14 protein-coding genes are annotated in these 19,801 nt (G+C 73.6%); 6 read left to right on the forward strand and 8 right to left on the reverse strand.

Going from position 1 to position 19,801, the window contains the following annotated elements:
* Nucleotides 1–50 precede the first annotated feature (50 nt).
* Nucleotides 51–1,001 (reverse strand): FKBP-type peptidyl-prolyl cis-trans isomerase, encoded by a 951-nt coding sequence (locus tag ACZDYF_RS02670; RefSeq protein WP_191790772.1) that lies wholly within the window; start codon nucleotides 999–1,001, stop codon nucleotides 51–53.
* Between the two features lie 136 nt (nucleotides 1,002–1,137).
* On the opposite strand from ACZDYF_RS02670, the gene ACZDYF_RS02675 reads away from it, so the two are divergent.
* From ACZDYF_RS02675 to ACZDYF_RS02685, 3 genes are all read left to right on the forward strand, one after another.
* Nucleotides 1,138–1,437 (forward strand): hypothetical protein, encoded by a 300-nt coding sequence (locus ACZDYF_RS02675; protein WP_191790771.1) that lies wholly within the window; start codon nucleotides 1,138–1,140, stop codon nucleotides 1,435–1,437.
* Nucleotides 1,438–1,594: 157 nt separating this feature from the next.
* Complete coding sequence (locus ACZDYF_RS02680) at nucleotides 1,595–2,443, forward strand: alpha/beta hydrolase (RefSeq protein ID WP_475053185.1); 849 nt, start codon at nucleotides 1,595–1,597, stop codon at nucleotides 2,441–2,443.
* Nucleotides 2,440–3,234, forward strand: coding sequence for an alpha/beta fold hydrolase (locus tag ACZDYF_RS02685; protein WP_475052945.1), 795 nt, complete (start codon nucleotides 2,440–2,442; stop codon nucleotides 3,232–3,234). Before ACZDYF_RS02680 ends, ACZDYF_RS02685 begins: the two co-directional genes overlap by 4 nt.
* Before the next feature lie 42 nt (nucleotides 3,235–3,276).
* Here ACZDYF_RS02685 and ACZDYF_RS02690 read toward each other — a convergent pair whose 3' ends face one another.
* Both ACZDYF_RS02690 and ACZDYF_RS02695 read right to left on the reverse strand, forming a co-directional pair.
* On the reverse strand, nucleotides 3,277–3,813 hold the full coding sequence (locus tag ACZDYF_RS02690) for a hypothetical protein (protein WP_191790769.1): 537 nt from the start codon (nucleotides 3,811–3,813) through the stop codon (nucleotides 3,277–3,279).
* A 4-nt stretch (nucleotides 3,814–3,817) separates the two neighbouring features.
* A complete protein-coding gene (locus ACZDYF_RS02695; protein ID WP_191790768.1) occupies nucleotides 3,818–5,215 on the reverse strand; it encodes a coiled-coil domain-containing protein in 1,398 nt (465 codons plus the stop codon).
* A gap of 261 nt (nucleotides 5,216–5,476) precedes the next feature.
* On the opposite strand from ACZDYF_RS02695, the gene ACZDYF_RS02700 reads away from it, so the two are divergent.
* The 3 genes from ACZDYF_RS02700 (at nucleotide 5,477) to ACZDYF_RS02710 (ending at nucleotide 8,775) form a co-directional block, all read left to right on the forward strand.
* Nucleotides 5,477–6,691 carry a hypothetical protein gene (locus tag ACZDYF_RS02700; RefSeq protein ID WP_475052954.1) on the forward strand — a complete coding sequence of 405 codons (1,215 nt, stop codon included), beginning with the start codon at nucleotides 5,477–5,479 and terminating at the stop codon, nucleotides 6,689–6,691.
* Entirely contained in the window at nucleotides 6,688–7,707 is a 1,020-nt protein-coding gene (locus ACZDYF_RS02705; protein ID WP_475052961.1) for a DUF8094 domain-containing protein, read from the forward strand. The genes ACZDYF_RS02700 and ACZDYF_RS02705 overlap by 4 nt, the downstream gene beginning before the upstream one ends.
* A gap of 117 nt (nucleotides 7,708–7,824) precedes the next feature.
* Complete coding sequence (locus ACZDYF_RS02710; RefSeq protein WP_204809627.1) at nucleotides 7,825–8,775, forward strand: tetratricopeptide repeat protein; 951 nt, start codon at nucleotides 7,825–7,827, stop codon at nucleotides 8,773–8,775.
* Between the two features lie 85 nt (nucleotides 8,776–8,860).
* Here the strand turns inward: ACZDYF_RS02710 and glgB are convergent, their stop codons facing one another.
* The 5 genes from glgB to ACZDYF_RS02735 all read right to left on the reverse strand — a co-directional run bounded on the left by glgB (nucleotide 8,861) and on the right by ACZDYF_RS02735 (nucleotide 19,642).
* On the reverse strand, nucleotides 8,861–11,155 hold the full coding sequence (glgB, locus tag ACZDYF_RS02715; protein ID WP_475052970.1) for a 1,4-alpha-glucan branching protein GlgB: 2,295 nt from the start codon (nucleotides 11,153–11,155) through the stop codon (nucleotides 8,861–8,863).
* Nucleotides 11,156–11,227: 72 nt separating this feature from the next.
* Entirely contained in the window at nucleotides 11,228–13,978 is a 2,751-nt protein-coding gene (locus ACZDYF_RS02720) for a glycoside hydrolase family 2 protein (protein ID WP_475052976.1), read from the reverse strand.
* A gap of 160 nt (nucleotides 13,979–14,138) precedes the next feature.
* Nucleotides 14,139–15,701, reverse strand: a complete 1,563-nt coding sequence (locus ACZDYF_RS02725; protein ID WP_475052979.1) for a phosphotransferase — start codon at nucleotides 15,699–15,701, stop codon at nucleotides 14,139–14,141.
* A gap of 33 nt (nucleotides 15,702–15,734) precedes the next feature.
* Nucleotides 15,735–17,534 (reverse strand): maltose alpha-D-glucosyltransferase, encoded by a 1,800-nt coding sequence (gene treS / locus ACZDYF_RS02730; protein WP_191792220.1) that lies wholly within the window; start codon nucleotides 17,532–17,534, stop codon nucleotides 15,735–15,737.
* Complete coding sequence (locus ACZDYF_RS02735) at nucleotides 17,531–19,642, reverse strand: alpha-1,4-glucan--maltose-1-phosphate maltosyltransferase (RefSeq protein ID WP_475052982.1); 2,112 nt, start codon at nucleotides 19,640–19,642, stop codon at nucleotides 17,531–17,533. The genes treS and ACZDYF_RS02735 overlap by 4 nt, the downstream gene beginning before the upstream one ends.
* Between the last annotated feature and the right edge of the window lie 159 nt (nucleotides 19,643–19,801).

Raw genomic sequence — 19,801 nt, forward strand, 5'->3', positions numbered from 1 at the left:
AGGCGGCCCTTCGGTGCTCCGACGGCTGGGCCGTCAGGAGGACGTCCTGGTCAGGAGGCGTCGAGGACGTCGAGCACGAAGACCAGCGTCTGGCCACCCAGCGGGTTGCTGTCGCTCGCCGCCTCGCCGTAGGCGAGCGACGCGGGAACGACCAGGAGCACCTGGCTGCCGACGGTCTGTCCGGTGAGCCCCTGCTTCCAGCCCTCGATGAGGTTCGAGAGCGGGATCGTCATGGGCGTGCCGTTCTCCCACGAGGAGTCGAAGACCTTGCCGTCGAGCGTCCAGCCCGTGTAGTGCGCCGTGATCGTGCTGTCGGCCGTGACCTCGGGGCCGTCGCCCTTGATCAGGGTCTGGGTGACCAGCTCGGTCGGGGCCGCGTAACCCTCGGGGATGTCGATGCTCGGCTTGCCCGAGTCGTCGAGCGTGACGACGGGCAGGCCCTCGGCCGGGGTCACGGCCTCGCCCTCGGCCCGGGTCGGCACGTCCTTCGTGTCGACGATCTCACCGACGGTCAGGAGCGTCTGCGAACCGTCGCCGGTCGGGCCGGCGAAGAGGAAGCGGGTGCCGACCTTCTTGCCCACGACGACGTCGAGGAGCTGCGGGTAGATGTCGTCCGACAGCAGGAGCGGCTCAGGGCTACCCTTCTCCCACGTGGACCCCGCCTTGCTGCCGTCGGTGCCCAGGAAGGCGACCGACTGCATGGAAATCTGCTGGCCCTTGGTGATCGTGTCACCGTCTCCGTCGCTCAGGGAGCGGGCGACCGCGGCCGAGACCGTGAACGGCTTCTCGAACTCCACGGTGGGCTCGGCGCCGGCCTCGCCCGTGACCGTCACGGCCTCGAGCGCCGCGACGTCCTCCGCGGAGGGCGTCGGGACGTCGCTGGCGGCCGACTCGCTGGGCGAGGGGCTGGCGCCACCGTCGTTGCCGCTGGCGCAGCCGGAGAGGACCAGGGCGGTCCCCAGGGCGATCGCGACGAGGCCGCGAGAGGTACGGAGCTTCACAAGGATCCTTTGGTCGGGGGTCTCCGCGCACGACCGGGAGTGAACACGGTGCCGGGCACGGGTTGCAGGCCAGGTCACTCTAGCCGCACTCTCTGGGAGGCCGCTGGGAGAGGACCGCAGCAGGGACAATGGACGGATGCCGTCGAAGCGTCCCTCCCGTCGTCGCCCCTGGGGAGCAGAGCCCGCCCCCCTCGACCTGGGGCGTGCCCTCGGCGGGCTGCGTTCCGAGTCGGGGTCCGACGGCGAGTGGTCGGTCCGCACCGTGCGCTCGGGGGACAAGTCCTACGTGTGCCCCGGCTGCCGTCAGACCATCCCGGCGGGCACGAGCCACGTGGTCGCGTGGGCCAACGACTCGATGTTCGGCGCGGCCTCGGCCCTCGAGGACCGCCGACACTGGCACTCGGGATGCTGGGCGGCGCGCGAACGACGGCGCTGACCTGCGCTCGCGGAACCGCGGGCTAGGCTCGGTCGTGATGAACGCGCACCGTCCCGACCCCGCGTCCGACCGCCCCGACGAGCCCGCCGCACAGGCCGCAGACCGGTCCGCGGCTCCGGTCGCCGCCGTGCAGCCCGAGCAGCAGGCGCCCCCCGCGGTGCCCACGGCCCCCGAGGGAAAGCCGGCCGAGCACGGCGCCCCGATCCGTTCGCTCACGGTCCTGCCGGCCCGCCGCGAGGACGTCGAGCTGCACACCGCGGACGGCCTGACCCTCGTGGGCGAGCTCGCGCTCCCAGCGCACGCGGCGCCGTCGGGCACGCTGATCACGCTGCACCCGCTGCCCACGCACGGCGGCTACATGGACTCCCACGTCTACCGCAAGGCGGCGTGGCGCCTGCCGGCGCTCGCAGACCTCGCGGTGCTGCGCTTCAACACGCGCGGCACGTCGTCGCCGCGCGGGACGAGCGAGGGCGCGTTCGACGGCGGCGAGGCCGAGCGCTTCGACGTCGCCGCCGCGATCGAGCTCGCCGAGTTCCACGACCTGCCGAACCGGTGGCTCGTGGGGTGGTCGTTCGGGACCGAGATCGCGCTCAAGCACGGCACCGACCCGGGCATCGAGGGCGCGATCCTGCTCTCCCCGCCCCTGCACCGTGCGACCGACGAGGACCTGGACCGGTGGGCCGCGTTCGGCAAGCCGCTCGTGGTCCTGGTTCCCGAGCTCGACGACTACCTGCGTCCCGACGAGGCGCGCCGCCGGTTCGCTCGCGTGCCCCAGGCCGAGGTCATCGCCGTCGAGGGAGCCAAGCACCTGTGGGTCGGGGAGCCGTCGGTCCGTCGCGTGCTCGACGAGATCGTCGCGCACGTGCTGCCCGGGTTCCCCGTGCCGCTGCCCACGACGTGGGACGCGGCGACCGAGACCGGGACGGACACCGAGACCTCCGACCAGGCCTCCTACGACGCCAGCCGTGCGCACGTCCAGCCACCGACGACGGGACAGGAACCATGACCACGACCGACCGACGCCTCGCTCTCCACACCCTGCGCCACGGGCACGGCCTGCCCGTGCTCCTCGTGCACGGCTTCCCGTTCGACCACCGCATGTGGCTCGACGTCGCCGCCGCCCTGCCGGAGGGTGCCACCGTCCTCGCGGTCGACCTCCCCGGCGCGGGCCAGAGCCCGCTCGGCGCTGAGCCCGCCTCGATCGAGACCGCCGCGGACGGCGTGGTCGCTGCGGCGCGAGCAGCGGGCGTCGAGCGCGCGGTCGTCGTCGGCATGTCGATGGGCGGGTACGTCGCTCTCGCGGCCGCCGAGAGGCACCCGGACTTCACGGTCGCGCTGGGCCTCGTGGACACCAAGTCCACCGCGGACAGCGACGAGGCGCGCGCCAACCGCCTGCGCATCGCCGAGGCCGTCACGAGCAGCGCCACCGTCGACGCCGTGCTCGGCATGCCGGGCGCGCTCCTCGGGGCGACGAGCAAGGTCGCGCGCCCCGCGCTGACGGCTCGCCTCGAGGAGTGGATCCGTTCCCAGCGGCCCGACGGCGTCGCGTGGGCCCAGCGCGCCATGGCCGCCCGCCCGGACCGCACCGAGGTCCTGGCCCGCTTCGCGGGCCCGATCACGGTAGTCGTGGGCGAGGAGGACACCCTGACGCCCGTCGAGGCGGCCGAGCACATGGTCGACGCCGCGCGCGGCACCTCGCTCGTCCTGGTGCAGTCCGCCGGTCACATGAGCGCGGTCGAGGAACCGGCAGCGGTCGCGAACGCGCTCGGGGACCTCTGGGCGACCGCCCGGGGGTGACGTCGGGGGAGCCGGGCGGCGTCGGTCGGCCGCGGCCGCCGGTCAGCCGCGCTCGAGGACCAGCGCGACGGCGTCGGCGAGCGAGATCGACTCGCCGTCGCGGCCGCCCTTGCCGAGCACGAGCGGGGGGTCCGAGGGCGTGAGGACCGCGCCGCGCAGCCGGGCCGAGAGACCGCCGGGAACGCTGAGGACGTAGAACGCGCCGTCGGTGCCGACCGCGAGCGTCCGGTTCTTGCGCAGGTACCAGCCGAGGGTGCGGGTCCGGTACGTCGCGTCGCCCGCGTACGACCGGGCCTGGAGCGGCACGGGCGCGATGCCGCGACGCCCGGCCTCGGCGACGAACTCGCGCAGGAGGACCGCCGCCTCGGCGGACTCCTGCGCGCGGCGCCGTTCGAGCTCGGCCGCCTGGTGCGCCGCGGCCTCGGTGCGCTGGGCACGCCAGGCGGCGACGTCGTCGGGCCGACCGGTACCGGCGGGCGGCGCGCCGGAACCGCTGCCCGTGCCCGCGACCCCCTCCGGGTGCGACGACGGCGACGACCCGGGAGCCGTGCGTCCCGTGCCGTCGCCGTCGGTCGTCATCTCGTCAGCCCTTGGTCCGCGCGGGAGCCTCGGGCTCGTCGGCCGTGCGAGCCGACTCGGCCTCGGGCTCCGCGGCCTCGACCTGCGGGAACTCCGCGGTCATGAGGTTCGCGGCACGAGCCCGCTGGGCGGGCGTGCCCGCGATCGCGGCGGGAGGGGCGGCCTTCGCCTTGGCCGCCCCGGCGTCGCTGTCGCCCAGGAGACCGCGCAGCTCGTCGAGGTACGTGTTGATCGACTCGTGCTGACGCGTGAGGTCCTCGAGCTGTCGCTGAGCGGCAGCGCGCTGCTGCTCAGCCTCCGCCTTGGCGTCCCCGACGGTCTGCTCGGCGAACTCGCGGGCCTCGGCGACCACGCGGTCGGCGTTGTGGCGCGCGGTCGCGATGACCTCCTTGACGTACTCGTCGGACTCGGTGCGGACCTTCTCGGCCTGCTCGAGCGCGGCGACCACGCGGGCCTCGGCGTCCGAGGCGTGCGCCTCGGCGGTCGCGACGAGCTTCTCGGTCTCCTCCTTGGCGACCTGGTGGCGCTGTGCGCTCTCCAGCTCGGCCTCCTCGCGCCGGCGGGCGATGTCGAGCTCGGCCTCGGCGAGGGTGGTCCGCGCCTTCTCGCGCAGCTCCTCCATCTCCGACGTCACGGCGTTCGCGGCCTCGGACGCCGCGCGCTTGGCCTCGGCGACCTGACGCTCGGCCTCGCGGCGCGTCGTCTCGCGCAGCTCGGTCGTCTCGCGCTCGGCGGCCTCGCGCATCGCGGCGGTCTCGGCCGACACCCGGGCACGCAGCTCCGCGGTCTCGCGCTCGGTCGCCACACGCAGCTCGGTCGTCTCGCGCTCCGTCTGGGCGCGCAACGTGCCCAGCTCGCGCTCGAGGCTAGAGCGACGCTCGCTCTCCTCGGTGTTCAGCGCGCTCTGGATGCGGGCGGCCTCACGCTCGGCCGAGCCCACGAACTCCTCGGCACGGCGCTGGGCGCCCACCAGCGTGCTCTCGGTCTCCGCGGCGGCGGTCGACCGGATCTCCTCGGCCTCGCGGCGCGCGTTCGACAGGAGCTCGGCGACCTCGTTCTCGGCGCGCGAGCGGATCTGGCCGCCTGCGACCTTCGCGCGGGACATGATGTCGACCGCCTGGGCGTTCGCCTGGGCCAGGATGTCCGCGGACTGCTCCTCGGCCGAGCGGAGGAGCTGCTCGATGCGGGACCCCAGGCCGGCGTACGACGGGCGGTCGGTCTCGCGGAGCTGGCGCTGGGCGTCCTGGAGGTCCGACGTGAGCTGCACGGCCCGTGCGTCAGCGGCCTCCGCTCGGTGTCGGGATTCCTCGAGGTCCTTCTCGAGCTTGGCCAGCTGGCCTTCCACCATGATGCGGTCGTAGCCGCGCATGGTGATGGGGAACAGTGTGCGTTCGTCGGACACGGGTCGACCTTCCGCCTTGGGCTGGTCCACGCCAGCATGGGTGTCGGGGGATGAGTGCCGGCGCGTCACCGGCAGCCCGACCTGTGGATCGTCCACCAGGATACGTGGCCCGGCTGTGTCCTGAATACCCGGAATGGGTACCGTCAGGGTGTCGCGAGGAGTTCGTGAAGAGTCTGCGGCGATCGTCGCCATCCGGCGAACTTTCGAATCCGGCCCACGTTCGCCTCTATTGTGGATTGTCCATGACGAAGGGAAAACTCGGTGCTTCAACGAATCCTGGCCGCCGGCCTGATCGTGCTCGGCCTGGTGGGGATCGGCACGGGGGTCGCCTCGGCGACGGTCTGGCGTGAGAGCGAGACGGTGGTCGCCTCGACCCCCGCCGACGGCTCGTCGCCGCTCGTCGTGTCCGAGCCCGGCGTCCTCGACATGGTCGCCGGCGACGTGACCGTCACCGCGAAGACCTCGGCCGACAAGCCTGTCACCCTCGTGATCGGCCGTGAGGTCGACGTCGAGGGATGGGTCGGCACGGACGCGCACACGGTCGTCACGGGCCTTGCCGACTGGGACACGCTCTCGACCCGGTCGGTCGCCGCGCCGCCCCCCGCCGAGGAGACCCCCGCGGAAGGTGAGGTCCCCGCTGAGGGTGAGGTCCCGGCGGAGGGTGAGACCGCGACGGACGAGGCGGCCGCCGCGACCCCCGTGGTCGGTGCGGACCCGGCCGGTTCTGACATGTGGTTCGCCGAGTCGGCGGGCGCGGGCGAGGTCAGTCTGCGCTGGTCCGACCGTCCGGGCCGTTGGAGCCTGCTCGCCGCCGGCACGGGGGAGGACCCTGCCGCTCCCGTCGTGACCCTGACCTGGACCCGTGAGGTCTCGACCCCGTGGCAGTGGCCGGGGATCGCCGGCGGCACGCTGCTGCTGCTGGCCGGGCTCGCGATCGGCGTCATCTCGTTCCTGAGCGGCAGGAAGGGCGGCAAGCCGTCCGGGCGCACCGCGAAGGACAAGAACGGCAAGAACGGCACGAGGACGAACGGTCGCGCCGCTCCGGCGGCGACGCCGACGAGCCCTGCCGCGAACGACCCCGCGCCGGGAGACGGCACGAGCACCGCTCGGCGCGAACCCCTGGCACAGACCGGTGCGACCGCCTCGCTCACGCGCCGCGAGCTGAGGGAGAGGGCCGAGCGGGAACGCCTCGAGGCCGAGAACGCCGCCCAGGAGGAGGCCCGTACGCGCCCCCGCAACCGTTGGCTGACCGGGCAGATCCCGATCGTGCCCGGCCGACAGAAGAACGCCACCGCAGCCCAGCCCGTCGTGCCCGCCCCGACGACCGAGCCGCAGGCCGGTGCAGACGGCGGCTCGGCCGCCCGGGCCGACGCCTGGCGCCAGGCCTGGGGCTTCAACCAGACGAAGGCCGCCCCGCCCACCTCGGGCGAGGACGACCAGACCCAGACCCCCGACTCGACCGGAGGAGACCGATGAGCAAGCGCACGACTCGCCGCTCAGCGACCCGTACGGCCGCCGTGGCAGGTGCCCTCGCCGGAGCGATCCTGCTCGCAGGCTGCGCCTCGCCCCTGCCCACCGCCAGCCCCGACCCGACACCCACCGAGGCGGTCCCCGCACTGACGGCCGACCAGATGGCCGAGGTGCGCACCGCCGTCGGGGCCACGCTCGACGAGGCCGGCGCGGCCAACGACGTGGCCCCCCTCGCGAACCGGCTCGCCGGTCCGGCGCTCTCGTTGCGCACGAGCCAGCTCGCCGTCGCCGCGGTGCGCGGGAACCAGGACCTGATCACGGTCCTGCCGACCGACGTCCAGCAGGACATCATCACCACGACGGACTCCTGGCCCCGCCAGGCCTACGCCGTGACGGTCCAGCCCGAGGACCTCCAGTCGCCGCGGCTGCTCGCGTACGATCAGGCGACGGCCCGCGACCCGTACAAGCTGTGGGCGTGGGTCCGGCTGTTCCCGAGCGCGACCCTGCCAACGTTCGCGGGACCCGCGGTCGGCAGCGAGTCCGTCCCCCTGGACGACGCGTCGCTCCTCGTGACCCCGGCGGACGCGGTGGCCCAGTACGCGGACGTCCTGAACCTGGGTGCCGGCTCCGCCTACGCCGGGTCGTTCGCCGACGACCCGCTGCGCGCATGGGTCGCGAACAACGCGACCGTGCAGATGGCAGAGCTGAGCAAGGCCGCAGGGACGATGACCATGACGTTCACCCCGACGCCCGACGAGGTCCGCGCGGTACGCACGGCCGACGGCGGTGCGATGGTCATGGCCGGGCTGAGCGCTCTCGAGACACGGACCATCGAGGAGGGTGGCAAGATCGCTCCCGGTTCGGAGACCGAGAAGGCGCTCTTCGGGGCCAGCGAGACGACGAACAAGCTCAACGTCGGGTACACGACCATGGTCGCGATGTACATCCCGCCCGCCGGGGCGACCACCGGCGTCCAGGTGCTCGGCATGGAGAACGTCGCCACGTCCGTCGCGACCTCCTAGCGATCCCGCCCCCGGGGCCGGCCGCGCCCGCGGTCCCCGCCCCGCCCGTCGTCCCGGCCGTGCGCCGCCCGTCGCGAGACGAGCGGCGCACGGCCGGATTCTCCATAGGATGTAGCCATGAGCCAACCGAGCCAGCAGCCGAACTTCGACGTGCGCGGTGCCGTCGACCTGTCGTCCTTGAACCGTCCGTCGGCCCCGCCGCCCGGCGCGCCCGGTGGAGCGCCCGAGGCCGGCGGGTACGTCGTCGACGTGACCGAGGAGTCGTTCCCGCAGCTCGTGCAGGACTCGACGCAGTACCCGGTCGTGGTCCTGCTCTGGATCCCGACCGACCAGGCGAACGCGCAGCTCGGCACCGAGCTCGGCGCGATCGCGGAGGAGTTCGCCGGGCGATTCCTCCTGGGCCGGGTCGACGCGCAGACCTATCCGCAGATCGCCGCCGCCTTCCAGGTCGAGAGCGTCCCGACGGTCGTGGCGATCGTCGGTGGCCAGCCGGTCCCGCTGTTCCAGGGCGCCGCCGCCGGGGACCAGATCCGCGCCGTCCTGCAGCAGGTGCTCCAGATCGCCGAGGGCAACGGGGTCACGGGCCGGGCGCCCGCGCAGGGAGCCCCGGCGGGTGACGACGCGCCGACCGAGCAGGCGGCTCCCGAGCCCGAGCTGCCGCCCCTGCACCAGGAGGCGTACGACGCGATCGAGCGTGACGACTTCGACGCGGCCGTCGCCGCGTACGAGAAGGCCATCAAGCAGGACCCCCGCGACCACCTCGCCACGGCGGGGCTCGCGCAGGTGGGGCTGCTGCGGCGCACGCGCGACCTCGACCTGCAGGCCGCGCGCGAGGCCGCCGCGGCTCGGCCCGCCGACCTCCAGGCGCAGCTCGACGTCGCGGACCTCGACATCCTCGGCGGCAAGGTCGAGGACGCCTTCGGGCGTCTGCTCGACCTGCTCGTCGGGTCGAGCGCCGAGGACAAGGAGACGCTGCGCCGTCGGCTCGTCGACTACTTCGAGATCCTCGGCCCGGCCGACCCCCGGGTCGGCAAGGCCCGCCAGCTCCTGGCGATCAACCTGTACTGACGCCAGCGCCCGCGCACGACGACGGCCGGTCTCCTCCCGCGAGGTGACCGGCCGTCGTCGTGCGTGGGCGCGGAGCCCGGCGCGGTCAGGCAGGCGCCAGGTAGAGCACCCCGAGCGGCGGGACGCGCAGCGTCACGGAGTGCGCCCGCCCCTTCCAGGGCCGTGCCTCGGCCAGCACCTCACCGAGGTTCCCGACCCCGGACCCGCCGTAGACCTCGGCATCGGTGTTGAGGATCTCGCGCCACGCGCCGCCCTGGGGCAGGGCGAGGCGGTAGCCCTCGTGCGGGGTGCCCGCGAAGTTCACGACGACGGCGACCTGGTTCCCGCTCGCGTCGCGCCGCAGGTATGCGACGACGTTGTGGTCGGCGTCCTCGGCGTCGAGCCACTCGAAGCCCGCAGGGTCGTGGTCGAGCGCCCACAGGGCGGGGGTGCGCCGGTAGAGCTCGTTGAGGTCGCGCACCTGGCGCTGGACGCCCGCCTTGCCGGGGTCGCCCAGCCCGGCCCAGTCGAGGCTCGCGGCCTCGTTCCACTCGGCGTGCTGGGCGATCTCGCAGCCCATGAACAGCAGCTGTTTGCCGGGGTGCGACCACTGGTAGGCCAGGAACGAGCGGACCCCCGCGCGCTTCTGCCAGTCGTCGCCGGGCATCTTGCCGTAGAGCGACCCCTTGCCGTGCACGACCTCGTCGTGGCTGATGGGCAGGACGAACTGCTCGGAGTACGCGTAGACCATCGAGAACGTGATCTCGTGGTGGTGGTAGCGCCGGTTGATGGGCTCCTCGGCGATGTAGCGCAGCGAGTCGTTCATCCAGCCCATGTTCCACTTGAGGCCGAACCCGAGGCCGCCCGCGTCGGTGGGGCGTGTGACGCCGGGCCAGGCCGTGGACTCCTCGGCGATCATCATGACGCCGGGCGTGCGCCGGTAGGCGGTCGCGTTGGTCTCCTGGAGGAACGCGATGGCCTCGAGGTTCTCGCGCCCGCCGTGGACGTTGGGGTGCCACTGGCCAGGGCCCCGCGAGTAGTCGAGATAGAGCATCGAGGCCACGGCGTCGACGCGCAGGGCGTCGACGTGGAACTCCTCGAACCAGTACGTCGCGTTGGCGACGAGGAAGTTGCGCACCTCGTTGCGCCCGAAGTCGAACACGTAGGTGCCCCAGTCGGGCTGCTCGCCCCGCAGCGGGTCGGGGTGCTCGTAGAGCGGGGTCCCGTCGAAGCGCGCGAGCGCCCACTCGTCCTTGGGGAAGTGCGCAGGGACCCAGTCGAGGATCACGCCGATCCCGGCCCGGTGCAGGGTGTCGACGAGGTACCGGAAGTCGTCGGGGTGGCCGAAGCGCGCGGTGGGGGCGTAGTAGCTCGTGACCTGGTAGCCCCACGAGCCGCCGTAGGGGTGCTCGGCCACGGGCATGAGCTCGACGTGCGTGAAGCCGGTCTCCAGGACGTAGGACGTGAGCTGGTCGGCGAGCTCGCGGTAGCTCAGGCCCTGGCGCCACGAGCCCAGGTGCACCTCGTAGACGCTCACGGGGCCCGTGTGCGGGTCGCGGGCCGCGCGCTCGGCGAGCCAGGCGTCGTCGGTCCACTCGTGCCCGGACGCGACGACGACGCTCGCGTTGGCGGGCGGCACCTGCGTGCCCTTGGCCAGGGGGTCGGCCTTCTGGAGCCAGGCCCCGCCGGCCGTCAGGATCTCGTACTTGTAGAGCGTGCCGGGCCCGACGCCGGGCACGAACAGCTCCCACACCCCCGTGTCGCCCAGCGAGCGCATGGCGTGCGTGCTGCCCTGCCAGTGGTTGAAGTCGCCGATGACCCGCACCGCGCGGGCGTTGGGCGCCCAGACCGCGAACGCCGTGCCGCTCGTGGTCCCGGCCGCCCCGGGCTCGCCGAGCACGCTCGGGTAGACCTTCGGGTTGGCGCCCAGGACGGTCCACAGCTCCTCGTGGCGTCCCTCGCGGACCAGGTGCTGGTCCATCTCGCCGAGCGTCGGCAGGAAGCGGTACGGGTCGTCCAGGAGGGTCGTGGTCTCGCCGTAGCGTGCGCGGACGCGGTAGTCGGGGGCGTGCAGCACGGGCGGGGTCGGGGCGCCGTGCGCGGGCTCGTCGACCGCCGCGGGCACGACCGCGACCCAGATCCCGTCCTGCTCGTGCGTCGCGGCGAACTCGCCGTCGAGGGTGATGATCGCGACCTCGTCCGCGAGCGGACGCAGGACGCGCACCGTGGCGGCACCCCCGGTCCGGCCGCCCGGGAGGGGCACCGCGGTCAGGTGCGGGCCCAGCACCGCGTGGGGGTCGACCGCCCGGCCCTGGGCGACGGCCGCGAGCGCGACCGGATCGGCCGGCACCACGGGGAGCGGTGGGAGGGAGCTGCTCGGAGGTGTCGATGACCCGGTCATGGCCCAACCTTTCCACGTCGCCGGGGTGCGTGCGTACTCCCCGCGCCGCACGGGCACGCGCTCACCCTGCCCTCACCGGTTCGCGCCCGGTGTCGACGGTCCCGCGACGAGCTGGTTCGCCGTGCGCAGGACCCGGCGGGCGGTCAGCGCGGACTCCCCGGTCCGCCCGAGCGGTTCGGGAACCGACACCGTGAACGTCGCGGACTCGCCGGGCAGGAGCGTCACGAGCTGGTCGTCGACGCTCGCCTCCGGGTGCACCTTGTCGACCAGGAGGGTCACGTCGCGCACGAGCGCCCGGGCCGTGACGACGACCTCGTACCGGCGACCTCCTCCGGGCCCGCCGACCGCAGCGGGCGTGCGGATCGAGCCCGGCACGGGCGTCGGCACCGGGGCGTGGGGGGCGACCTCCCGCACGGAGGCGTCCAGCCCGTCGTCGACCAGGGCGCTGTCTCGCGGTTCCGCGAAGAACCACAGCCCGCGCTCGTCGCCCAGGCTCGCGACGACCAGCTCGTCGCGGGCGCTCGCGGCCGTCGCGACGGCGTCCGGCAGCAGGAGCGTGCGCGTCTCGCGCGGCGCCAGCCCGACGGCGGTGCTCATCTCGGCGAGGACCGTCCCGTCGTAGCGCACACGCCGCTGGACGAGCGTCCCGCTCCACGGGTCGGGCGAGTCGTTGACGACGACCACCGCGAGGGCCGAGGGGCCGCCGGGGACGGGCGCGCCGCCGTCGGGCCTGCGGGGCTGGACCGTGACCAGGCGGTCGCGGTAGGCGTGGGCGAGCGCGAAGAGCGTGGGCTTGGCGCGGCCGGCGCCGTCGACAGCGGCCCACGACGTGACGGGCCAGCAGTCGTTGAGCTGCCACACGATCGCGCCCGCGCAGCGCGGGCTCCACGAGCGCAGGTGCTCGATCCCGACCGTCATGGCGTTCGCCTGGTTGAGGGACATGGCCCAGTGCCAGTCGTCCATGTCGTCGGGCAGCGGGAAGTGGGGGAGGAGGCCGTCGGTCAGCTTGTCGTTGCCCTGCGCGGCCTTCTGGTGCACGAGCATCCCGGAGGACTCGGGTGTGAGCGGTTCGTCGGACAGGGCGTCGCGCAGGGTCGACCACGTGGGCGGGCCCTGCCAGCCGAACTCGGCGACGAAGCGCGCGACGTGGTCGCGGTACACCTCGTACCCCTGGCGGTTCCACGCGTCCCAGACGTGCACCGAGCCGTGCGCGTCGAGGTTGGGGTGCAGGTCGAGCGTGCCCGACCACGGGCTGCCCGGCGTGTACGGGCGGCCCAGGTCGAGCTCGGCGAGCAGCGCGGGCAACAGCTCGGTGTAGTACCCCAGGCCCCACGTGCGGCCCTGGAGGCGCGGCTGCCAGTCCCAGTCGTGGAAGCCCCACAGGTTCTCGTTGTTGCCGTTCCACAGCACGAGGCTCGGGTGCGGGGCCAGGCGGGTCACGTTGTCGCGCACCTCGGCCTCGACCTCGCTGCGCAGCGGCTCCTCCTCGGCGTACGTCGAGCACGCGAAGAGGAAGTCCTGCCACGTGAGGATGCCGCGCTCGTCGCACAGGTCGTAGAAGTCGTCGGCCTCGAAGATCCCGCCGCCCCACACGCGCAGCAGGTTGACGTTCGCCTGCTCGGCCTGGGCGATGCGCGCCGCGTACCGCTCGCGCGTCACGCGGTGCGGGAAGGCGTCGTCGGGGATCCAGTTCGCGCCGCGCACGAACACGGGCTGGTCGTTGACGACGATCACGAACGACGTGCCGGGCTCGCCGTCGTGCTCGTCGGGGAGCATGTCGAGGCGCACGGTGCGGAAGCCCACGCGGTGGCGCCGCACGTCGAGCGGCCCGACGGCGGCGCGCGGCTCGTGCTCCTGGCGGCCGTCGCGCTCCTCGGCCGACGGTGCGGCGAGGAGCTCGACCGCGACCTCGTAGAGCGGCTGCTCGCCGAACCCGCGGGGCCACCAGCGCCGGACGGCAGGGAGGTCGACGTCGACGACCGCGGAGGCCTGTCCTGCCGGGACCCGGGCGCTCGTGACGAGCCCGTCGACGTGGACCGCGACGTCCAGCGGGCCGTCGACGTCGGGGGAGCGCTCGAGCTCGACGTGGACCGTGAGGCGGCCGGGGACGGCGGCGTCGGGCGAGTCCAGGGCGTGCCCGTCGCCGGTGACCGACGCCACGGGCCGCACGGCCGCGAGCCGCGCGCCCGTCCACCCCTCGAGCGCGAGCGGGCGCCAGATGCCCGACGTCGCGGTCTCCAGTCCCCAGTCCCAGCCGAAGCTGCACGCCATCTTGCGGATCGCGTTGAACGGGTGGGGGTTGGTGTGGGGGCGGTAGCCCAGAGCGACGTTCTGCGCGGCGGCGTACGCGAGCGGTGAGGAGAACCGCACGACGAGCTCGTTGGCACCGGGCCGCAGGTGCTCGTCGACGGGCAGGCGGTAGGTGCGGTGCTGGTTCGCGGTCTCGGCGAGCAGGTGCCCGTTGAGGGTCACGGCCGCGACCGTGTCGAGGCCGTCGGCGACGAGGTCGTGGCGCTCGTGACCGTCGGGGGCCCACTCGAACGTCGTGCGGTACTCCCAGTCGCAGCGGCCGATCCACGCGAGCACGTGCTCGTTGTCGTCGAGATACGGGTCCGGGACGATCCCGGCCGCGAGGAGGTCGGTGTGGACCGTGCCGGGCACGGTCGCGGGCACGGGGGTGTGCACCTGCTCGGCGAGGTGCGCGGGGACGGGGCCGGCGACGGCGCGCACGGTCCAGCCCGTGCGCAGCTCACGGCGGGCCGTGCTCGGCGCGCCGGTCTCGGTGCCAGGGGTCTGGGCGGGCGGGGATGTCAGCGCTGTCATCGTCGAGGGCGCGAGGTCTGCAGAGGCCGGGGCCGAGGTCACGGGGAAGCTCCAGAGAGGTGAGGGGTCGTCGTCGAACCGCGTCACCATCATGCCTGGTGACGGTGGGTTTCCTGCGCAGCGGTCGGCGACGGCACGTCGCGCACGGCCGGCCGCGCGGCTACCGTCCGCCCAGCAGCCGGTCCACCGCGGTGAGCGGGATCGGCTCCCACGCCGGGCGGTTGCGCGACTCGTACACGACCTCGTACAGCGCCTTGTCGAGGACCAGGGCGCGCAGCAGCGCCTCGGTCGTCGCGTCCGAGAGCCCGGCGGTCCCGTCGTCGTCGCCGATCGCGCGCCGGTACGCCTCGACGAACGCGGTGCGCGCCGTCGTCGTCCACCGGGGTGAGCGCGCCCCGCCGACCGCCGCCGCGTAGTCGAGCGAGCGCACGATCCCCGCGACGTCGCGCAGCGGCAGGTCCGGGCGCGTGCGCTCGGCCACGGGCCGCAGCGGCTCGCCCTCGAAGTCGAGGATCTTCCAGCCGTCGCCGAGCGCGTGCAGGGCCTGCCCCAGGTGCATGTCGCCGTGGATCGCCTGGAGCACGGGAGGCGGTGCCTCCTCGCGGGCGAGTCGCTCGGCCACGCCGTCGAGGAACACCTCGACCTGCGCGGCGCGTCGCCCGAGAGGGGCGGACGAGGCACAGGCCTCGCGTGCCCGACGGCGCAGGTCGCCCAGCAGCCAGCCCGCCTCGAGCGGTGGCCCGGTCGGCAGCGCCTCGCGCAGCGCCCGGTGCATGGTCGCGAGCGTCCGGCCGAGGTCGGCCGCGAGGTCGGCGAACGAGGTGTCCCGGGCCGCGTAGGCGCACGCGAGCTCGAACCCGTCGCGCGCGTCCGTGACGAGCTCGCTCAGCACCGCGAGGTGCGCGGTCCTCGCCGGGCCCAGGGCCAGAGCGCCCGCCGGCACGTCGAGCGGCTCCCACGTCGCCTCGACCCAGCCGAGCGGGCGCGGCACACCGGTCCACCCCACGCGGGCGAGCGCGTCGGGGACCACGACGTCCGGGTTGGGGCCGATCGCGATCGTCCGCAGGATCTTGAGGATCGAACCGCCCGCGACCCCCGGCAGGATCACCGAGGAGTTCGACTGCTCGCCGCCGACCATCCGGGCACCCGTCAGGTCGACCGGACGGTCGCGACCGTCCTGGCGCGCGTCGCCCGCTTGCTCGAGCGCGCCCAGGAGGGCCACCCACAGGTCGGGGTGCGTGGCGCCGTCGTGCACCGCGAGCGGTGCCGCAGAACCCTCGGGGTCGCTCGCCCCGCTCCCACCCCGTACACCGTCCGGTCGCCGGTCCGGCTCCGGGACGAAGCCCACCAGGCCCGGGAGGGGCGCGCGGCCCGCGTCCGCGGTGCCCGACGCCCCGGAAGCCCCCGCCGGACGCGCGTCCGCAGGCCCGAGGCCCGCCGGGAGCCCGCCCGCAGGCGTCACGACGAGGGGGACCTGGATCACCAGGTCCACCCCGTCACCCACGATCCGCAGGAGGTGCAGCGTGCAGCGCTCGGTGAGCGCGAAGCTCATCCACGGCACGTGCCGCACCGCGAGGCCCTTCACCGGGTACCAGCGCTGCGCGGGCAGCCACGCGTCGAGGAGCCCGAGCAGGCGGGCGTCCGGGACGGGGACGCGCTGCGCCGACCCGAGCGGCCCGGGGCGCGACACGACGGGCGAGGACGAGACGGTCTTCGGCACCACGTCAGCTCCTTCTGCCGGGCAGGTCAGGGCGTCCTACGACACCGTGAGCCAGTAGAAGTCCCTCGAACCCCATGTCATCACGACGTCGCCGTCCTCGCCCACCGAGGGGAACGTCGCCCCGCCGAACACGTCGGTCAGGGTCGCGCCCGCGTGCTCGGGCAGGTGGATCGTGGCAGTGCGCGCGGTCGCCGAGAGGTTCGCGACGCACAGGATGGTCTCGGCCTCGTTGCGGCGCAGGAACGCGAGGACCGACTCGTTGTCCGTGCTGAGCGTGACCTGCTCGCCCGCCCCGAAGGCCGGGTGCAGCCTGCGCACCGCGAGCATGCCGTGGACCCAGTGCAGCAGCGACGTCGGCTGCGCGAGCTGGTTCTCCACGTTGACGTACCCGTAGTTGTGCACGAGCGACTGGATGGGGGGCAGGTACAGCTTGCCCGGGTCGGCGGTCGAGAAGCCCGCGTTGCGGTCCGGGGTCCACTGCATGGGCGTGCGGACCGCGTCCCGGTCCGGCAGCCAGATGTTGTCGCCCATCCCGATCTCGTCGCCGTAGTACAGGCACGGGCTGCCCGGCAGCGACAGGAGCAGCGCGTGCGCGAGCTCGACCTCCTTGCGCGAGTTGTCGAGCAGCGGCGCCAGGCGGCGGCGGATGCCGACGTTCGCGCGCATGCGCGGGTCCTGCGCGTACCACCCGTACATCGACGCGCGCTCCTCGGTCGAGACCATCTCGAGCGTCAGCTCGTCGTGGTTGCGCAAGAACGTGCTCCACTGCGCGCCCGCAGGGATGGGCGGGGTGTCGCGCAGGATGTCGACGATCTGGTTGGCCCGCTGGTCGCGGATCGCGTAGAAGATGCGCGGCATGACCGGGAAGTGGAAGCACATGTGGCACTCCGGCTCCTCCTCGGTGCCGAAGTAGTCCACGACCTCCGCGGGCCACTGGTTCGCCTCCGCGAGGATGATCCGTCCCGGGAACTCGGCGTCGACCATCTCGCGCACGCGCCGCAGGAACCGGTGCGTCTCGGGAAGGTTCTCGCAGTTCGTGCCCTCGGCCTCGAACAGGTACGGGACCGCGTCGAGGCGGAACCCGTCCACGCCCACCTGGAGCCAGAACCTCGTCACGTCGAGCATCGCGTCCGCGACGCGCGGGTTCTCGAAGTTGAGGTCCGGCTGGTGCGAGAAGAACCGGTGCCAGAAGTACTGGCGCCGGACCGGGTCGAACGTCCAGTTGCTCGTCTCGGTGTCGACGAAGATGATCCGCGCGTCCTGGTAGCGCGTGTTGTCGTCGCTCCACACGTAGAAGTCGCCGTACGGGCCCTCGGGGTCGGCGCGCGACGCCTGGAACCACGGGTGCTGGTCGCTCGTGTGGTTCATGACCAGGTCGATCACGATCCGGATGCCGCGCGAGTGCGCCTCGGCGATGAGCTCGGTGAAGTCGGCCATCGAGCCGTACTGGCCCGCGATGGCCGTGTAGTCCGCGACGTCGTACCCGCCGTCCCGCAGCGGCGACGGGTAGAACGGGGGCAGCCACAAGGCGTCGATCCCCAGCCACTGGAGGTAGTCGAGGCGTTCGATCAACCCGCGCAGGTCGCCCGAGCCGTCCCCCGAGGAGTCCGAGAACGCGCGGACCAGGACCTCGTAGAACACGGCCGTCTTGTACCAGGCGGGGTCCGCGGAGAGCCCCGAGCGCTGCGCCGACGGAGCCTCTGGCTGGCGGCGTACCGGCAGGGCGCCGACGGGCAGGGGCGCGGTCGTCGGGGCCACGGGGGCAGGCCCCGCGGCGGGCCCTGCGGCGCGGGCGGCCGGCCCTGCGGCGCGGGCCGAGAACGGCGAGCTGCTCATGGCGTCCTCACGTGGACGACGTGCGCCACCTGCTCCTGGGGGACCAGCCTGACGTAGACGTCCTGGCCCCACCCGTACGAGGCGCCGGAGAGCAGGTCGTGCGCGACGAACTGCTGCTCGGGCGCCAGGCCCAGCGCGGCGAGGTCGAGGTGGACCATCGACTCCTGCGTGCCCCACGGGTCGAGGTTCACGACCACGATCACGGTGTCGGCCGGCACGACCGTCCCGTCCGGCGACACGCGCTCGGGCAGGTGCCGCGAGAACGCGAGGACGTGGTCGTTGGTCGTGGGGTGGACCGTGAGGTTGCGCAGCTGGCGCAGCGCGGGGTGCTCGCGGCGCACGTCGTTGAGGGTCGTCAGGAGCGTCGAGATGCCGATCTCCTGGGCGAGCGCCCAGTCGCGCGGCTTGTACTCGTACTTCTCGTTGTCGATCTGCTCCTCGACCCCGGGGCGGGGCACGTTCTCGACGAGCTCGTAGCCCGAGTAGACACCCCACGTCGGGGACCCGAGCGCCGCGAGCACGGCCCGCACCGCGAACCCGGCGACACCGCCGTGCTGGAGGTAGGGCGGCAGGATGTCGTGCGTCGTGGGCCAGAAGCTCGGGCGCATGTAGGACCCCGCGGGCCCCGAGACCTCGGTCAGGTACTCCGCGAGCTCGGTCTTCTCGTTGCGCCACGTGAAGTACGTGTACGACTGGTGGAACCCGATGCGTGCGAGCGTGTGCATCATCGCGGGCTTGGTGAACGCCTCCGACAGGAAGATCACCTCGGGGTTCGTCGCGCGGACCTCCGCGAGCAGCCACTCCCAGAACGGCAGGGGCTTGGTGTGCGGGTTGTCGACGCGGAACGCCGTGACGCCGCGCGCGATCCACACCCGCACGACGCGCAGCACCTCGGCGTAGATGCCCGCCGGGTCGTTGTCGAAGTTGAGCGGGTAGATGTCCTGGTACTTCTTGGGCGGGTTCTCGGCGTACGCGATCGAGCCGTCGACGCGCGTCGTGAACCACTCGGGGTGCTCGGTGACCCACGGGTGGTCGGGCGAGCACTGGAGCGCGAGGTCGAGAGCGACCTCCATGCCCAGGCGCCGGGCCTCCTTCACGAACGCCTTGAACGTGCGCTCGGTGCCCAGCTCGGGATGGATCGCGTCGTGCCCGCCGTCCTTCGAGCCGATCGCGTACGGCGAGCCCGGGTCTCCCGGCAGTGCGGTGAGCGAGTTGTTGCGGCCCTTGCGGTGCGTGGTCCCGATGGGGTGCACGGGCGTCAGGTAGACCATGTCGAAGCCCATCGCGGCGATCGCGGGCAGCCGCCTGGCCGCGGTCGTGAACGTCCCGGAACGCCACGTCCCGTCCTTGAGGCGCCGCGCGCCCTCGGAGCGGGGGAACATCTCGTACCAGGCACCGGCGAGCGCGAGCGGCCGGTCCACCCGCAGGGGATACGTGCCCGACGGCGTCACGTGGTCCCGCAGGGGAGTGCGGCCCAGGGCGTCGCGCACCTCGGGCGACAGGGCTGCCGCGAGCCGCGCCGGGGAAGGGCGCGACGGGTCCGCGAGGGCCGCGGCGCCGTCGTGCAGGGTCTTCGCGTCCCGCGGGCTCAGGCCCTCCAGGGCGGTGATGCGCTCGAAGAGCGCGACGCCCTCGGCGAGCATGAGCTCGACGTCGATGCCCGCCGCGACCTTGATCGCCGCGTCGTGCGCCCACGTGCCGTACGGGTCGGACCACGCCTCGACGCGGAACGACCACTCACCCGGGGAGTCGGGAGAGACCGTCGCCCGGAACCGGTCGAGTCCCGGAGCGACGTCGACCATGCGCGCCCACGAGTGGTCCGAGCCGTCCGGGGCGACGAGCACCGCGGTCGCCGCGACGGCGTCGTGCCCCTCGCGGAAGACCGTGGCCTCGACCGGGACGACCTCGCCCACCACGGCCTTCGCGGGCCAGCGGCCCCCCTCGACCACGGGCGACACCTCGACGACGGGGATGCGCCCGATCGGGGCGGCGGGGGCGATCGGAGGAGCGAGCGGGACCGTCGCCGGGGCGACGGAGGACACGATCGAGGGGGCGGTCGGTCGGGGCGCCGGCGCGGGGGTCACGGGGCTCGTGGAGTTCTCAGGCACGAGCACAAGGTATCGAGCGCGGGCGAGGTGCGGCACCCGCTGGGCGGGCGTGGCGCGCAACCCGTGGCGCGCGGCTGCCCGGCCGACCGCTCGCGGACGGGAAGCCGACAGGTTGCCGACGGGTTGCCGGCGGGTGAAACGGCCCGAGCCCGTCGCGAG

The sequence above is a fragment of the Oerskovia sp. PE-21s genome, assembly GCF_056158145.1.

What these genes read in the sequence shown, in the direction of transcription:
- ACZDYF_RS02675 (WP_191790771.1), top strand. Translation starts at nt 1,138, where the DNA reads ATGCCGTCGAAGCGTCCCTCCCGTCGTCGCCCCTGGGGAGCAGAGCCC.
- ACZDYF_RS02685 (WP_475052945.1), top strand. Translation starts at nt 2,440, where the DNA reads ATGACCACGACCGACCGACGCCTCGCTCTCCACACCCTGCGCCACGGG.
- ACZDYF_RS02690 (WP_191790769.1), bottom strand. Translation starts at nt 3,813, where the DNA reads ATGACGACCGACGGCGACGGCACGGGACGCACGGCTCCCGGGTCGTCG.
- ACZDYF_RS02705 (WP_475052961.1), top strand. Translation starts at nt 6,688, where the DNA reads ATGAGCAAGCGCACGACTCGCCGCTCAGCGACCCGTACGGCCGCCGTG.
- ACZDYF_RS02710 (WP_204809627.1), top strand. Translation starts at nt 7,825, where the DNA reads ATGAGCCAACCGAGCCAGCAGCCGAACTTCGACGTGCGCGGTGCCGTC.
- glgB (WP_475052970.1), bottom strand. Translation starts at nt 11,155, where the DNA reads ATGACCGGGTCATCGACACCTCCGAGCAGCTCCCTCCCACCGCTCCCC.
- ACZDYF_RS02720 (WP_475052976.1), bottom strand. Translation starts at nt 13,978, where the DNA reads ATGACAGCGCTGACATCCCCGCCCGCCCAGACCCCTGGCACCGAGACC.
- treS (WP_191792220.1), bottom strand. Translation starts at nt 17,534, where the DNA reads ATGAGCAGCTCGCCGTTCTCGGCCCGCGCCGCAGGGCCGGCCGCCCGC.